Genomic DNA, 15,111 nt, shown 5'->3' with positions numbered 1-15,111 from the left:
CTTTTTAGTTTTAATAAGTAGTTTTAAATTTAAAACTGCTCTCTTCCTGAAAAATGAAAATTGCTTTCAATGGTTGCATTTTCATCGCTGTCACTTCCATGAATAGCGTTTTCACTAATAGAAGCCGCGTATTTTTTACGAATGGTACCTTCAGCAGCCTCTTCAGGATTGGTAGCACCAATTAAAGTTCTGAAATCATCTACTGCATTTTCTTTTTCAAGAACAGCTGCAACGATAGGTCCGCTTGTCATATATTCCACAAGCTCTCCATAAAATGGTCTTTCTTTATGAACTTCGTAAAACGTTTTAGCGTCATTTTCTGTCATTTGCGTCATCTTGAGCGCAACAATTCTAAAACCAGAGCCAGTAATTTGTTTAAGGATTTCTCCTGTATAGCCTTTAGATACTGCATCTGGCTTAAGCATGGTAAATGTTTTATTTCCTGCCATTATCTTATTTTTAATTTAAGTGGCAAAAGTAAGCAATTCTAAAGACTTTTGCTTACTTCTTAGTTTTAGAAACTTAGCTTTAAATTTTGGATCACATGACCATCTCTCGTCGATTTAATTTTCAACGAAGCTTTTTCAGTTTCTAAATCCAAATCGATAATACCATAGCTGGTTTCTGCTACAACTTCACCAACTCTATATCGATTTGGCTCACCGTCATAAGATGAATACGAATGGGTTAAACCACTAGAAGTGAAATCCGTTAAAGGATAATCTAAGCCTTTGATTTTCTTTTGGGAAAATTCTGAAATATGCCTGTCACCGCTTAAAAATAAAATATTATCAAGTGAATATTTTTGAAGTAACGTCTGCATGTTCTCTACCTCATGAGGGAAATTACCCCAGGTTTCGAATCCGTGCTCGCTGGATAGAAACTGGATACTGCTCACAATGATATTGAAGTCCGCTTCCGAATTTTTAAACTCCTGCTCCAGCCACTCCCACTGTGCCTTACCAAGCAGGGTAGAATCCTGAGAGGTATGTGGTTGATACCTCTTGCCAGAAGCTTCCGCTTCCAGCAAATCCTCTCTAAAGTAACGTGTATCCAGCATGTAGAATTTAATGCGTTTATCCCCGGCATTAATAAGCTCAGCATGATAAATTCCGCCTCGGTTTGCCATGGCATGCGTTGAATCTATGTCCATAAAATCCATAAAGAGTGACTTTGCTTCATCTTTGTATTCCCAGCCTGCACCCGCATCATTTTTACCATAATCGTGATCATCCCAAACGCCTATCGGGCCATAAGGAAGCTTATTGACAAATGACCGGTAATAAGCGTTATTCTTAAGACTAACGTACTTCGCCTCCATCAGATTCATATCTGGCGTATCGGCATAAATATTATCTCCACCCCAAATAAAAATATCTGCAGAATCTTTTTGAATCACAGACCAGTAATCCTGGGGCATGTCCTGGCGGTTACAACTCCCCAGAGCAATTCTAAAATTTGTTGGTTGCTCAATTTTGGAAGTTTTATCTGAATTTCCTTCTTCAGAATTTGTCTTACACGACAAAAACAAAATGGATGCTAAAACTAAAGTCAGGTGTATATTTTTCATGAGTAATTATTTTAGACAAAACTAGAACTTCCAGTGTTATTGCATTATTAAGAATTCGTACATTTGGGTCATATGAGAAAAAATACAATTTCTAGGCTCAAAAGCGAACTGAATACGAATTCAAAAGTAGTTATTATAGGTCATAAAAATCCCGATGGCGATGCTTTAGGATCAACATTAGGGCTTTCTTTGTTTCTGGAACAGTTTGGAATTGCTACTCAAGTCGTTATGCCTAACGGGTTTCCTGATTTTCTCAAGTGGCTTCCAGGTATAAATACTGTTCTTTGCTACGATACAGATAAAAGCGAGTGTGAAAAGAAATTGTTAGATTCTGATTTTGTATTCACTTTAGACTTCAATCATTTAGACAGGATAGGTAGCGGTCTTGGTGAATTTCTCACAAAACTTGATAAGAGCTTTGTGATGATAGATCATCATCAAGAACCTTCAGATTATGCTGAATTCATGCTAGTCGACACCCATATAGCTTCAACCTGTGAGCTTGTATATGAATTTATAACGACAGAATACTCAGAACAAAAATTAACCGCAGAAGTTGCCAGTTGTTTATACACAGGTATAATGACAGACACGGGGTCGTTTAGATTCCCTTCCACAACAAGTAAAACGCATAGAATCATTGCAGACTTAATTGACGCAGGAGCAAAGAACAGTCAGATTCATCAGGATATTTATGATAATAATGCAGAAAGCCGTCTTCATTTATTAGGTAAGGCGCTTCAAAACTTAAAAGTATTGAAAGGCTTCAGCACAGCTTACACTTACTTATCTCAGGAAGACCTCAATACACATGGGTTCAAGAAAGGAGATACAGAAGGTTTTGTAAATTATGCCTTATCTCTAAAGGGAATTAAATTTGCAGTCATTTTTATTGAAAATAAAGCTGAAGAGATTATAAAAATATCCTTAAGGTCTATTGGTGATTTTGACGTCAATACTTTTGCCAGATCTCATTTTAATGGTGGTGGTCATAAAAATGCAGCTGGTGGAAAAAGTGATTTAGATCTCAAATCGACTTTAGCAGAATTTGAAAATATGTTGACCACTTACAAAGAAAAGCTTTCATGAAAATAGTAGTTTACTTAGTTTTTTGCCTTTTTTTATTCCAGGGATGCAAGTCTCCTGAACCTCGGAAGCCGGTAAGTAGGGCTTCTAAGAGTTTTACAAATAAGTCTTTAAAAATGAATAAGGCTATTGTTAAAAAAGAAGAGTCTTATATCCAGGAACTTATTCAAAAAGACTCAGCAAACACCTATATCACTTCTGCTGATGGGTTTTGGTACTATTATAATGATCAGAACAAAAAGGACACGCTTACACCTCATTTTGGTGATGAAGTAGAGTTTAATTATAACCTGCTCACCTTACAGGGAGACACTATTTATTCCAGAAAGGAAATTGGCGAAAGAGCTTACGTCATTGATCAGGAAGAAATTTTTACAGGTTTGCGCCAGGGGCTAAAATTAATGAAGGAAGGTGAAACCCTTACTTTTCTTTTTCCCTCTCATCAGGCTTATGGTTATTATGGCGATAACGATAAGATCGGAACCCATGTCGCCCTAAAATCAACAGTAACATTAAATAAAATTAAATCTAACACCGATTAAACATGAACAAAATGAAAACACTTAAATTATCTTTTATTGCTTTAACTGGACTACTTATCTTCAGTTGTTCCTCTCAATATCCAGACTTAGAAGACGGTCTTTATGCTGAATTTGAAACTTCGGAAGGAGATTTTGTAACTGAACTCTATTACAAGGAAGTACCTATGACTGTTGGCAACTTTGTAGCTCTAGCCGAAGGCAATCATCCTGAGGTTGACGAAAAATATCAAAATGAAAAATTTTACGATAGTATCATTTTTCATAGAGTTATAGATGGTTTCATGATACAGGGTGGAGATCCTGATGGAACAGGTCAAGGAGGTCCTGGATATAAATTTGCAGATGAAGTTACACCTAAATTGGGACATGAAAAAGGAGTTCTCTCCATGGCCAATGCAGGACCAAATACAAATGGTAGTCAATTTTTCATCACCCTTGCACCCACACCACATTTGGATGGAAAGCATACCGTCTTTGGAAAACTGGTAGTTGGAGAAGCTGTTGTTGACAGCATTGGAAAAGTACAAACCAAAAAACCTGGAGACAGACCAGTTGAAGATGTGGTCATTGAAACAGTCAATATTCTAAGAAAAGGCAGTGATGCAAAAGATTTTGATGCTGTTATGGCTTTTAAAGAAGGTGTAAAAAAAGCTGAAGAAGCAGAAGCAGAAGCTCAGGCTCTAAGAGAGAAAAGACTAAAAGAAGCCAGTGAAGGATTTGAATCGACAAATAGCGGTCTGCGTTACAACATCACAACAGAAAACCCTACAGGGACATCTCCTGCCGCTGGTGATAAAGTAAAGGTACATTATTCAGGGTACCTTCTAGACGGAACCAAATTCGACTCTTCCATAGAAAGGAATCAACCTATCGAATTTGCAGTAGGAACTGGCAGAGTTATCCCAGGTTGGGATGAAGGGATTATGCTGTTGAAAACCGGAGAAAAAGCTGAGCTTGTCATTCCTTCAGAATTGGCTTATGGCCCCAGACAAGTTGGACCTATTCCAGCTAATTCAATTCTGAAATTTGACGTAGAGTTAATAAGTATAGAGAAGAAGTAAACACAAAAAAGCCCCGTTGCTAAAATGCAGCGGGGCTTTTTTAATATAAATGAGAGTCAGTTATAATTTACTGATTTCATCTGTTAGCTCTTCTTTGGTCTTACCCGTTTTGGCTTGAAGCTTACCTATCATCTCTTCGAATTTACCTTCAGAATATTGTAAATCGTCATCAGTGATTTCAGCATATTTTTGCTTCAATTTTCCTTTACCTTCTTTAAATTTTCCTTCTAATTGATCTAAGTTCATAATATTTAGTTTTAAAATTAATTATTCTAAGATACTATACAATTCCTTTTTTTATGTTAACACGCTGCTATTTAACTCAATTTTTAAAGTTGAGTTTTGTTATCATCTTGCTGCTTGGATGCAGCACCACAAAAATGCCAAAGAATCCATCTTATGAGATTCAGTTTCTTGACGAGCGCACACTCCCCGCTGGTTTTAATTTTCAAAATGAAACCTTTGGTGGAATTTCAGGTATAGATTTCAAAAATGGAGAACTCATCATGATCAATGACTCTCCTTCTAATCCTTTGCTTTTTTCTGCTGAATTTATTCTCGATGACTTCAAGCTGGATACCCTTGTTTTCACCTCTGTAACAAAATTAAAAACCGATGCTTTTTATCAAGAAAATGCTTTGGATATGGAGTCAATTCGATTTGACGGTAAAGACTATCTGATTTCTACTGAAGGCAACATCAATAAAGACCTAGCGCCAAGAATTTTTAAAATCAATAGAAAGGCTGAGTTCCTCGCTAGTTATCCACTACCCGATTATTTCCTGCCAAAAGGAAACAACCAACCCAGACATAATGGTGTTTTTGAAGGACTCTCCATGGATTTAAATTCAAATGGATTTTGGTTTGCCAACGAGCTTCCTCTGGAAAATGATGGCAAAACTCCAAAACTTTTCAACACCAATTCTCCCATTCGAATAAGTCATTATGATAGAAGGCAAAATCAGATTACCCGGCAATATGCGATGGATCTGGATAGAATAATAAAAATTCCTCTCCTGCCTTTTGCCATCAACGGCTTAACTGAAATTTTACAACTGGAAAAAGACAAATTTCTAGTTTTGGAAAGAGCCTATTCAGCAGGACATAAAAGTCGGGGTAACAGAGTAAAACTATTTTTGGTAGATGTAAGTAAAGCTACAGACATCAAAGACATTGTGCAACTTGAAGACACTTCAGAAAACATAAGTTACGCTGAAAAAAGTCTTCTTTTTGATTTTAAAAAAGTTAAAAAGAAAACAACAGATAGGATAGTAGACAATCTTGAAGGCTTATGTTTTGGCCCTATGCTGCCCAATGGAAATAGGTCTTTAATTATTGCTTCGGATGATAATTTCAATAGTTTCGGACCTCAACTGAATCAGTTTATTATCTTAGAATTAAAATCCAATTAAATGAAGAGCAATTATTTACTAACCCTTATTTTAATTTCACTTTTAATGCTTTCCTGCAACAAATCCAATACATCTTCTTTTCCTTACGATAGTCCTGAGGGAAAAGAACCTCAAAACACAATCTATTATTTTATAAGGCATGCTGAAAAGGATACCACCAATCCTAAGGATGAAGACCCACAACTCACTGAGGAGGGAATTCGAAGAGCTAATTATATGGCGGCATATTTTGCCGATAAAGGTTTAGACTTATTTTATTCTACAGATTATAGCAGAACTATACAAACACTCATTCCTATCGTTCACGAATTCAAAGGAACTATCCAAACTTACGAAGCCAAAAAAGACAGCTTATTCACTAAAGAATTCTGGCAGGAGACTTATGGCAAAAATGTTTTGGTGGTGGGGCATAGCAACACCAATCCTGGATTTGTCAATGAAATTCTTTCAGAAAAGAAATATCAGGATATAGACGAAAGTAACTACGATGTCTTTTTCAAAGTTGAAGTTGAAAAAGACCTAACTGTTAAAGACTCGATGATCACTAAAAAAGTGCCTGAAGATTTCACCTACAATTAAGCTCAACTGGAGTTAATTCAATGTTCTTATTTTCTATAACAGATAAAAGTTCGAGTTCATTGTTTTCAAACATTTCAGCTAAACCTTCAAGGTCTTTAGATTTTATCCTTGGTTTATAATTTTCATAATCCTGAAAGACAACTCCTTCTATCGTTCTTCTGTTGATGGCTTTTCTAAAACGCAAACCACCTTCATTAACTATAAAACTATACGCCAGGTAGTCCATAGAAAAATCTTCCACATCAAACCAATAGATATAAATATCTTCAAAATCCACGCCTCCACCATTTTCAGAAAATTTAACTTCAATTTTATGATAGGTTTTGTCCTGAATCTTTTCTTTACCAAGGTCGGATAAGTTTACGGCCTCGTCTTTAAGTCTGACGGGGAGCTGAGTGAAATAATGCACTGAATTGACAGATTCGTAATAAGAAAAAGCGGTAGAGTCTGCTAACTTCACGATAGAGTCGTTTGAATAACGGGTCAGTTCGTCGTTCACTAAAACATCTCTGATGGGTTTGCTTTTTGATATTCTTTCAAACTTAAAACCATCACAAGTGGGTGTTGCTTTGTAATGATATTTTCTAAAATCAAACTTAAGAATAGTGTTATTTAACTTAGATTTCCCTGAATATGCAATAGCCTTATCTACAATTTCTTCTGAAGATAATTTCTTTTCAGAATTTTGACAGCTTACTAAAGCAATCATTAAAAGGCCTAAAAAATATTTTATCATACTATTAATTTAAATATAAACATTAGTCGTTGCTCATCTCTATCCTTTCAAAAGTCTTATTTTTGAACGAATTACTCAAAATTCTATGGTAAAAAATAAAGTCAACATAAAGAATAAGAAAGCTAGATTTCAATATGAAATTCTGGACAAATATACAGCAGGAATTGTATTAGCCGGCACCGAAATCAAATCCATTCGTGAAGGCAAAGCTAACATAGCTGAAAGTTTTTGTGAGTTTAATGATAAAGGCGAGTTGTTTGTGATAAATATGGACGTTCAGGAATATTCTCACGCCACTCACTTCAACCATAAACCCAAAAATGCCAGAAAGCTTTTACTGAATAAACAAGAGCTTAAAAAACTTTATAAAGAAGTCAAGAACACTGGTTTAACTATCATTCCGCTAAGATTATTTCTCAATGACAGAGGTTTTGCCAAATTACAAATTGCTTTGTGTAAGGGTAAAAAACTTCATGATAAACGTGAAACCATAAAAGATAGAGACACGAAAAGAAAGCTGAACCGAATCAATAAAACTTATAACACCTAGTATTCGCTACACATCTAGATGAAACATCAACTTGTCCTCCTTTCATTTATATTATTTTCGAGTATCGTTCAGTCTCAGATTACTGGAAAAGTGACGGATACTGAGAACCGACCTCTTCAAAATGTAAATGTTTATGTGGAAGGCACTTTCACAGGAACAACAACCAATGCTAACGGTGAATTCAAGATAGATAGGGATTCCTCCAAAGCACAAGTTTTAATTTTTAAATTTCTCGGCTTTGAAACGGTAAACAGAACCATTAGAGAAAATGAATCTTATCTGGAAATTCAACTGGCAGAAAAAGTGACTAGCCTGGACGATGTGGTCATCACTCATAGCAAAGATCCTGCTTATGCCATCATCAGGAATGCCATTGCTCAACGGAAAGAGAATTTAGCAAAAATCAAAGAATTTAAAGCTGAATTTTATTCCAAAGGAATTTGGGAAATCAAAAATGCACCAGAGAAAATACTAGGCCAGGAAGTGGGCGATCTTGGTGGTGGCCTGGATTCTACCAGAAGTGGTGTGGTTTATCTAAGTGAAACCGTTTCTAAAATTGCTTACAAAGCTCCCAATCAATTTAAAGAGCGCATCATCGCTTCCAAAGTAAGTGGAAACGACAGAGGATTTAGTTTTAATTCTGCTGAAGATTTCAATTTTTCATTTTATGAAAACACCATTGATCTAGGAAATAATCTGGTATCCCCTATCGCCAATTTTGCCATGACCTATTACGATTATGAGTTAATTGGAACGTTTTATGACAGCGATAACTTTCTTGTCAATAAAATAAAAGTAATCCCTAAACGCCCCAATGATATTGTGTTTAGTGGACACATCTATATTCTGGAAGACACCTGGGAAATTTACGGTATCGAATTAAAAACGACAGGGAAATCCTTACAACTTGAAGTGCTGGACGAAATCCACATCAATCAAACCTTTAAATACAGCAAAGAGAATGAATTTTGGGCTTTGATCTCTCAGAATATTTCCTTCAGCTGGGGAATATTTGGGATTTCTGGAAATGGAGATTTTGTAGCTTCTTATCAAAACTATGACTTCAACCCTAAACTGACCAACAAAGATTTCAACAATGCCATTATTGTTTTCGATAAAGAAGCCAACACAAAAGACAGCTTGTTTTGGGAGAAAAACAGACCTGTACCTTTAACAAGTTTGGAGCTAAAAGATTACACGTTCAAAGATAGCCTTCAAACGCTCAAAAATTCTCAGCCTTACAAAGATTCTATAGACACGGCTAAAAATAAATTCAGTCTTACGGATCCTATATTCGGCTATTCCTGGCAAAATTCAACCACTCATAGAGAAGCTGGATTTACAGGGCTTACCGATGTCAATTACAACACAGTTCAAGGCTTCAACATTAAGTCTGAGGTGTATTTCAGACAAAAAGATACCGCAGGAACTTACCGGAAATTCTGGGAACTCCGATCTTTCTTTGATTATGGATTTTCTGAAGAAAAACTCAGAGTTTACGGAAAGTTAACTAAAAAATTTAATAATTTTTCCAAACCCATAGTCAGCTTTTCTGGAGGAACCAAATTAGAAGAAATCAATTCTACAAACCCTATCAATGAACGCTTATCCTCGATAGCTTCGATATTTTTTGAAAGAAATTACTTAAAACTCTATGAGAAAACATTTGGGGAAGTCACTTATAGTCAAGAAGTTTTCAACGGATTGAGAATGAGTGCAGCTTTAGGTTTTGAAAGAAGGCAAGCCTTGACGAATTCCACAAATTCACCCATCATCAGCAATAAAAATGGAGGATTTACATCCAACAATCCATTAGCCCCACAGGCTTTTGGTTCCCTGCTATTTCCTTCGCATAATATCGGAAAATTAAGACTTGGTGGACAACTCAATTTTGATCAGGAATATGTCCTTACTCCCAATGGAAAATATAACACCTATAGTGACAGATTTCCAGTCTTGACTTTTTTATACGAAAAGGGTTTTGCCTCAAACGTTAATAACTTCAATTACGATTTGATAAAAGCCAGACTTACACAAACTAAAACACTATCCAGGTTTGGCGAATTAGCTTATAGCTTAAATGCCGGCTTGTTTTTCAATGCTAAACATATTTCATTTTTGGATTACAAACATTTTAATGGAAATCAAACCAGAATAGGCACTAAAGACAACTACCTAAACCAGTTTAATCTTCTGCCGTATTACAAACTCTCCACCAATTCAAATTATGCAGATGTTCATGCTGAACACAACTTTAAAGGCTATCTTCTGAATAAGGTTCCGTTAATAAATCAACTGAATTTCAGTATGGTGATAGGTGGCAAAAGTTTGTTTACGGACGCCAATAAGCCTTATTCTGAATTCTCAGTTGGTTTAGATAATGTAGGTTTTGGAGAGTTCAGATTCTTTAGACTCGATTACGTGAAGCCTTACCAGAATGGCTGGCAAAGTGGCGCCGTCATCTTCGGAATTAAATTACTGGATCAGTTCTAAAATTTATTAGTTTTTATCTTCCAAAAGTGGCACAAACCTAAATTCTCCAAAGGTTTCTTTCTGAAATTTTGTAAGCGAAGTTCGCTTGAGTAAAGTCATGATCTGTGGATCCTCGCCTACAGGAATAACTAGTCTGCCTCCGACTTTCAGTTGGGACAACAGCGGTTTTGGAATAAAGGGGGCTCCAGCGGTCACGATGATTTTATCGAAAGGAGCATAATCTGGCAGACCTTTGTAACCGTCTCCAAAACTCATAAATTTGGGTCTATAACCCAATTGCTGAAGAAAGTTTTTAGTTTTTTTGTAGAGTTTTTGCTGACGTTCTATGGTATAGACTTTGGCTCCTAGTTCGCATAAAACAGCCGCCTGGTAACCACTACCCGTTCCTACTTCCAAAACCAAATCTCCAGGTTTAACCTGAAGAAGTTCCGTTTGATAAGCAACGGTAAAAGGCTGAGATATCGTTTGTCCTGCAGCAATAGGAAATGCTTTGTCTTGATAAGCATGGTCTTCAAAACTACTGTCCATAAATAAATGCCTGGGAATAGCATTCATGGCCTTGAGAACTTTTTCATCTTTAATGCCTTTTTCCCGAATCAATTCGACTAATAATTTACGTTTCCCCTGCTGTCTGTAACTGTCTTCCAAGCTTTTATGTTTTGACTTTTGTTGAAGTAAAATTAGAAAAAAATCCAGGCAAATGAAGTGAATTAAGAAGTTTAAAAAATTAGACCCTAATTAAATTTTTGACTTCCCATAACTGCAGTCTTCCTCTTTCCCTTCTATTTCAATCGTGACATGTTCAATAGATTTATCGTGGAGCCTGGATCGCATTTTTCCTTTTAAATCTGACAATTCTGAAAGTTTATAATCCTGTTCTAACCGCACATGAACCGACATCACATTATAGTTTCCGTCTAAAGACCAGACGTGGAGATCATGAATTTCTATAATTTCAGTAATGTCTAAAAGCTGGTTTTTAATCTCTTCCAATGAAATCTCGGAAGGTGTTGCCTGCAAAATCACCAACATGCTTTTCTTCAGGTTTTTATAGACGTTGTAAATCACATAAAGTGATATCAATACAGACAAAAGCGGATCGACAAAGGGCGCATCAAAGTACATCATGAGTATACTTCCAACTAAAACCGCAGCCCAGCCAAGTACATCTTCTAGCAGATGTAAAGACACCACTTTTTCGTTCATGGATTCACCCTTTCTCAATTTTAAAACTGCTGCGCCATTCACAATTACCCCAAGAATAGCTAAGTAAAACATGCCTTCAGCATTTGTTTTTTCTGGATTGAAAAGTTGCGGGACCGCATGAGTCAGAATAAATGTAGAACCAACTGCAAGCACTACCGCATTGATAATCGCTCCCAATAGAGAAAATCGCTTATAACCGTAGGAATAATTTCGGGTACGTCCTTTATTGGAGAGGTTTTGAAAATACCACGAAAGCCCTAAACTCAAACTATCTCCCAAGTCGTGCAAGGCATCAGATAAAATGGCTAAACTATTGGTATAAAGTCCTCCAATTATCTCAATAATGGTAAATCCGAGATTCAGAAAAAAAGCAACTTTCAAGTTACCAGTTCCCTGAGAATGATCGTGGTTGTGTGCCATTTTATTTAGACAATTTTAAAATCCTAAAGGCGCCTTGTATTACAAAGGCAAAAACTAGTCCGCCAATGACTAAATCCGGCCATTTGCTATTTAAAAAATAAACAAGGCTACCCGCCAGTATCACTCCTCCATTAACGATGATATCATTGGAAGTGAAGATAGCACTAGCCTGCATGTGGGCTTCTTTGCTTTGATTTTTGTTGATGAGCCAAAGTGAGACCAGATTACCGAGTAAGGCAAAAACAGAAACGATAATCATAAACCGAAACAAAGGCGTTTCGCTGTCACTAAAAAAGCGTCTCAGGACTTCTGAAAAACCGATTAAAGCTAAAGCCATTTGGAAATAACCACTGGCTTTTGCCACTTTTTTCTTTCGAATTGCAGTTGACCCAACTACCAGTAAACTTAGACCGTAAACAATAGAATCCGCCAGCATATCTAGAGAATCAGCTATCAGACCCATGGAATTGGAAATCCAGCCCGTCGTCATTTCAACAACGAAGAAGGTGAAATTAATACCTAGTACCCACCAAAGGATTTTTCGCTGTTGAGCTTCGTCATCGCTGGCAATAGGCAACTCAGCTTCCTCTGTTCCTTTCAATTCATCCTTAAGCCCAAGCTCATGTATGGCTTGATGAATGTCTTCCACATCAGTGGTGTGGTAGACTTCAAGTTTTCGGTTAGAAATATCAAAAATAAGTTGTTTAACCTCATCAAAACCCTCCAGCTTCATGCGTATCATCTGTTCTTCTGAAGAGCAATCCATCTGACTAATGCGGAAGGTCGTTTTATTCAAACCTGTAGATTAGTTTAAGTTATCGACAGCTTTTTTCAATCTGTCTCTGACTTCAGTGGCGATTTTAGTCAAACTATCGTTACCTACAGACTGCATAGAAGCCACGGGGTCTACGGCAGCTATTTCAATGCCTTCATCCAGTTCCTGAACGATGACATTACAGGGCAACATGGTACCGATTTTATCCTCAGCCATAAGTGCTTCGTGAGCAAAAGGCGGATTACAGGCTCCCAAAATTTTGTAGGGACGAAAATCTACATCCAACTTTTTCTTCATGGTCTCTTTGATGTCTATTTCTGTGAGTATCCCAAACCCTTCTTCTTTAAGGGATTCAGTGACCAAATCAATTGCTTCTTCAAAAGATTTGTCCTTTAATACGGTGGAATGGTAATATGACATGCTATATAAATTTAAAAATTATTTCTTTTTCAATAAAGCTGATTTAAATAAAGTCAAGAATTGAATTTACTTAACATTCTGCTTTTACATTCAATTATGCCTAATTTACGATAAAACCTGCGATTCTAAAACCGAAATTGGTGATTTTATTGATCGTTCATAAAATTTAAACAACGTCAATATTTTTGGTCAAATAATTGTCTTGCGATGCCGGCATTGTGAACAGTTCTCATACTTCACTCTTTTCAACAAAAGGATTATGAAAGGGTCATATTGAATTCCATCTCCTTTCACCTTAAGAAATATGACTGGATAGTTAACAAGATTAGCACCGATGACATTCGCTACTATAACTTTATAAAATCAATTCCTTTTTTAATTCATAATGTACCGCCTTGGCATCATATCTCTTTAGAATGCGCTTCGCATTTTCAGGAATATAGGCTATTTCGTAATTTTCACCTGCAAAGGACTTTACAGAATCGAGAGAATCAAATTGAAGACTTAAAAAGAATTCTACTTCATCCCTTTCATTTTTGCTAGAAATACTAACTTTTTCCAGTCCATCTACCCCATTCTTTTTTACTGTTGGAAAAACCTCATTGACCAATAGGTCTTCGTAAACCGGCGCATTTTCTGGAGTGGTCCAGCCTTTCCAGGTTCGTATAATTTTAGATCTGCTATTCATTTTTTGTATTTTTAAAGCCATATCTTAGTTAAATTACTTAAAAAATGCAGAGAGTGAATGCAGACCTCATCTTACAGCAATGCTAAAGAAGCCTTAATGCCAATGCCAACTCTTACTTCATTTTTAAAGTAATTGGCCACATTCAAATTATCAGTTGAATACTTAGAGTAATCATAATACCTGCCAATATAAGCTAAGAAAATTGAACATCAATGTCTTTAAAAGGAATGTAATAAACGGTTGGTATAACGCCATAACTTGTTCTTAAGTAGTTTTTGTCGGTTTTGATGTTATCATAAGCACTACTGGTCATGAGAGTTAGTAAACCTTTGAATTTTGGATTCAAGCGATATTCTGCCTTCAGCCAGTTTTCTTCATACATAACATTCGCCGCCAATGAGCCGTCATCGGGTAGATTGGTCACAATCCTTTTGGTATCGACCTTTTCGTAAGTGTTAGGGTTTAAGTCTTAGTAGAATTGTCGTCAAAAGTACAGCGTTTAACCCATCATGGCTATTCCCATTCTGACATGCAAATATAAATCTACTAAAAATTAATCGGGATTATAGCCTGATGGTAAATGCCCCGCTTTCAAATGTTCTTGTGTTCTCTCTTCTCAGAATCTTCTGCAACAGTAGTTACACGCTCAACACTATCTGACTTTGATAAGCTAAGACGGATGACACTATCTTTTGTAGCAGATAAATCATGAGGAACATTTGCTTTTAACGCTATTATGTCACCCTTCTTAAGTTTATGTGACACTCGTTCAACACCCAAATCTATCGCTCCATCCAGCAGGTGAATCATAATCGGGAATTTACTTTGATGCTCCTTCATCACTTGCCCTGAAGCTAATAGAATCCGGATTTCTTTGGAGAACTCTGACTCTAAAATCACTTTTGTCACTATTTTATTGCTAAAAATTTGGTCCTCGTTAAAATTTGCGGTGGTCATAAGTTGGTGTTTTTAATGTTAAAAATTCAGCTGTTCTTAGATTCTTTCATTAATCAACTGTTCTATGGTTCAATCCACAGGAGATTATATATTGGTTAGACCCTAACAGGGTCGTATTACATTTATCATGCACTTGGTATATGCATTTGAACCCTTCAGATTCTTTTGTTCAATCCGTGCAGACAACCCATTCCTGCTAACTATTTGTTTTTCTTAATCCTGAAGGTATTAAATATATAGAAATTATACGCTATGTTTATTCGACCCCTACAGGGTCGCATTAAATTCAATGTCATTTTCTATAAACATTTGAATCCTTCAGATTCTTTTGTTCAATCCATACAATCAATCCCATTCCTGCTGACTATTTGTTTCTTTAATCCTGAAGGAATTAAATATATATAGAAATTATACGCCAGGTTTGTTCAACCCCGACAGGGGTCGCATTAAATTCAATGTCATTTTCTATAAACATTTGAACCCTTCAGATTCTTATGGTCAATCCATACAATCAATCCCATTCCTGCTAACTATTTGTTTCTTCAATCCTGAAGGGATTAAATATATATAGAAATTATACGCCAGGTTTGTTCGACCCCGACAGGGTTGCATTAAA

18 protein-coding genes are annotated in these 15,111 nt (G+C 36.3%); 7 read left to right on the top strand and 11 right to left on the bottom strand.

What is annotated here, in order from left to right; all coding sequences use genetic code 11:
- Window positions 1–29: 29 nt before the first annotated feature.
- Window positions 30–449 carry a nucleoside-diphosphate kinase gene (locus LB450_RS05495; protein ID WP_224486856.1) on the bottom strand — a complete coding sequence of 140 codons (420 nt, stop codon included), beginning with the start codon at window positions 447–449 and terminating at the stop codon, window positions 30–32.
- 65 nt (window positions 450–514) lie between these two features.
- A complete protein-coding gene (locus LB450_RS05490) occupies window positions 515–1,570 on the bottom strand; it encodes an alkaline phosphatase D family protein (protein ID WP_224486855.1) in 1,056 nt (351 codons plus the stop codon).
- Between the two features lie 72 nt (window positions 1,571–1,642).
- Here LB450_RS05490 and LB450_RS05485 point away from each other — a divergent pair, with 72 nt between their 5' ends.
- Genes LB450_RS05485 through LB450_RS05475 form a run of 3 tightly spaced genes read left to right on the top strand, consistent with a single transcriptional unit; the run spans window position 1,643 to window position 4,259 of the window.
- Window positions 1,643–2,659 (top strand): DHH family phosphoesterase, encoded by a 1,017-nt coding sequence (locus LB450_RS05485; protein ID WP_224486854.1) that lies wholly within the window; start codon window positions 1,643–1,645, stop codon window positions 2,657–2,659.
- Window positions 2,656–3,198 carry a gliding motility-associated peptidyl-prolyl isomerase GldI gene (gldI, locus tag LB450_RS05480; protein WP_224486853.1) on the top strand — a complete coding sequence of 181 codons (543 nt, stop codon included), beginning with the start codon at window positions 2,656–2,658 and terminating at the stop codon, window positions 3,196–3,198. The genes LB450_RS05485 and gldI overlap by 4 nt, the downstream gene beginning before the upstream one ends.
- 11 nt (window positions 3,199–3,209) lie before the next feature.
- On the top strand, window positions 3,210–4,259 hold the full coding sequence (locus LB450_RS05475) for a peptidylprolyl isomerase (RefSeq protein ID WP_224486852.1): 1,050 nt from the start codon (window positions 3,210–3,212) through the stop codon (window positions 4,257–4,259).
- Between the two features lie 60 nt (window positions 4,260–4,319).
- On the opposite strand, the gene LB450_RS05470 is transcribed toward LB450_RS05475, so the two are convergent.
- Window positions 4,320–4,505, bottom strand: coding sequence for a CsbD family protein (locus LB450_RS05470; protein WP_224486851.1), 186 nt, complete (start codon window positions 4,503–4,505; stop codon window positions 4,320–4,322).
- A gap of 134 nt (window positions 4,506–4,639) precedes the next feature.
- Between LB450_RS05470 and LB450_RS05465 the strand changes: the two genes are divergently transcribed.
- Window positions 4,640–5,671, top strand: coding sequence for an esterase-like activity of phytase family protein (locus tag LB450_RS05465; protein ID WP_224486850.1), 1,032 nt, complete (start codon window positions 4,640–4,642; stop codon window positions 5,669–5,671).
- A complete protein-coding gene (locus tag LB450_RS05460; protein WP_224486849.1) occupies window positions 5,672–6,250 on the top strand; it encodes a SixA phosphatase family protein in 579 nt (192 codons plus the stop codon).
- Here LB450_RS05460 and LB450_RS05455 read toward each other — a convergent pair.
- Window positions 6,237–6,986 (bottom strand): DUF6503 family protein, encoded by a 750-nt coding sequence (locus tag LB450_RS05455; protein WP_224486848.1) that lies wholly within the window; start codon window positions 6,984–6,986, stop codon window positions 6,237–6,239. The two genes, LB450_RS05460 and LB450_RS05455, sit on opposite strands and share 14 nt — an antisense overlap.
- An 85-nt stretch (window positions 6,987–7,071) precedes the next feature.
- On the opposite strand from LB450_RS05455, the gene smpB reads away from it, so the two are divergent.
- Window positions 7,072–7,536, top strand: a complete 465-nt coding sequence (gene smpB, locus LB450_RS05450; RefSeq protein WP_224486847.1) for an SsrA-binding protein SmpB — start codon at window positions 7,072–7,074, stop codon at window positions 7,534–7,536.
- A gap of 18 nt (window positions 7,537–7,554) precedes the next feature.
- Window positions 7,555–10,029 carry a DUF5686 and carboxypeptidase regulatory-like domain-containing protein gene (locus tag LB450_RS05445; RefSeq protein ID WP_224486846.1) on the top strand — a complete coding sequence of 825 codons (2,475 nt, stop codon included), beginning with the start codon at window positions 7,555–7,557 and terminating at the stop codon, window positions 10,027–10,029.
- A gap of 6 nt (window positions 10,030–10,035) precedes the next feature.
- Here LB450_RS05445 and LB450_RS05440 read toward each other — a convergent pair whose 3' ends face one another.
- From LB450_RS05440 to LB450_RS05410, 7 genes are all read right to left on the bottom strand, one after another.
- A complete protein-coding gene (locus LB450_RS05440) occupies window positions 10,036–10,677 on the bottom strand; it encodes a protein-L-isoaspartate(D-aspartate) O-methyltransferase (RefSeq protein WP_224486845.1) in 642 nt (213 codons plus the stop codon).
- A 90-nt stretch (window positions 10,678–10,767) separates the two neighbouring features.
- A complete protein-coding gene (locus LB450_RS05435; protein WP_224486844.1) occupies window positions 10,768–11,655 on the bottom strand; it encodes a cation diffusion facilitator family transporter in 888 nt (295 codons plus the stop codon).
- A gap of 1 nt (window position 11,656) precedes the next feature.
- The gene (locus tag LB450_RS05430; protein ID WP_224486843.1) at window positions 11,657–12,451 is read right to left on the bottom strand and encodes a cation transporter; all 795 of its coding nucleotides are present in this window, start codon (window positions 12,449–12,451) and stop codon (window positions 11,657–11,659) included.
- 9 nt (window positions 12,452–12,460) lie between these two features.
- Window positions 12,461–12,850, bottom strand: coding sequence for a DUF302 domain-containing protein (locus LB450_RS05425; RefSeq protein WP_224486842.1), 390 nt, complete (start codon window positions 12,848–12,850; stop codon window positions 12,461–12,463).
- Window positions 12,851–13,205: 355 nt separating this feature from the next.
- A complete protein-coding gene (locus LB450_RS05420) occupies window positions 13,206–13,538 on the bottom strand; it encodes an antibiotic biosynthesis monooxygenase (protein WP_224486841.1) in 333 nt (110 codons plus the stop codon).
- Window positions 13,539–13,731: 193 nt separating this feature from the next.
- On the bottom strand, window positions 13,732–13,962 hold the full coding sequence (locus LB450_RS05415; protein WP_224486840.1) for a hypothetical protein: 231 nt from the start codon (window positions 13,960–13,962) through the stop codon (window positions 13,732–13,734).
- A gap of 167 nt (window positions 13,963–14,129) precedes the next feature.
- The gene (locus tag LB450_RS05410; RefSeq protein WP_224486839.1) at window positions 14,130–14,495 is read right to left on the bottom strand and encodes a cupin domain-containing protein; all 366 of its coding nucleotides are present in this window, start codon (window positions 14,493–14,495) and stop codon (window positions 14,130–14,132) included.
- Window positions 14,496–15,111 lie beyond the last annotated feature (616 nt).

The organism is Psychroflexus curvus (assembly GCF_020164585.1).
In the GTDB taxonomy this organism is placed as follows: Bacteria; Bacteroidota; Bacteroidia; order Flavobacteriales; family Flavobacteriaceae; genus Psychroflexus; species Psychroflexus curvus.
This window is presented reverse-complemented; position numbering and strand designations above follow the sequence as displayed.

Coding starts and splice junctions, on each gene's coding strand:
- LB450_RS05495 (WP_224486856.1), bottom strand. CDS start 449: ATGGCAGGAAATAAAACATTTACCATGCTTAAGCCAGATGCAGTATCT.
- LB450_RS05490 (WP_224486855.1), bottom strand. CDS start 1,570: ATGAAAAATATACACCTGACTTTAGTTTTAGCATCCATTTTGTTTTTG.
- LB450_RS05485 (WP_224486854.1), top strand. CDS start 1,643: ATGAGAAAAAATACAATTTCTAGGCTCAAAAGCGAACTGAATACGAAT.
- gldI (WP_224486853.1), top strand. CDS start 2,656: ATGAAAATAGTAGTTTACTTAGTTTTTTGCCTTTTTTTATTCCAGGGA.
- LB450_RS05475 (WP_224486852.1), top strand. CDS start 3,210: ATGAAAACACTTAAATTATCTTTTATTGCTTTAACTGGACTACTTATC.
- LB450_RS05470 (WP_224486851.1), bottom strand. CDS start 4,505: ATGAACTTAGATCAATTAGAAGGAAAATTTAAAGAAGGTAAAGGAAAA.
- LB450_RS05465 (WP_224486850.1), top strand. CDS start 4,640: ATGCCAAAGAATCCATCTTATGAGATTCAGTTTCTTGACGAGCGCACA.
- LB450_RS05460 (WP_224486849.1), top strand. CDS start 5,672: ATGAAGAGCAATTATTTACTAACCCTTATTTTAATTTCACTTTTAATG.
- LB450_RS05455 (WP_224486848.1), bottom strand. CDS start 6,986: ATGATAAAATATTTTTTAGGCCTTTTAATGATTGCTTTAGTAAGCTGT.
- smpB (WP_224486847.1), top strand. CDS start 7,072: ATGGTAAAAAATAAAGTCAACATAAAGAATAAGAAAGCTAGATTTCAA.
- LB450_RS05445 (WP_224486846.1), top strand. CDS start 7,555: ATGAAACATCAACTTGTCCTCCTTTCATTTATATTATTTTCGAGTATC.
- LB450_RS05435 (WP_224486844.1), bottom strand. CDS start 11,655: ATGGCACACAACCACGATCATTCTCAGGGAACTGGTAACTTGAAAGTT.
- LB450_RS05425 (WP_224486842.1), bottom strand. CDS start 12,850: ATGTCATATTACCATTCCACCGTATTAAAGGACAAATCTTTTGAAGAA.
- LB450_RS05420 (WP_224486841.1), bottom strand. CDS start 13,538: ATGAATAGCAGATCTAAAATTATACGAACCTGGAAAGGCTGGACCACT.
- LB450_RS05410 (WP_224486839.1), bottom strand. CDS start 14,495: ATGACCACCGCAAATTTTAACGAGGACCAAATTTTTAGCAATAAAATA.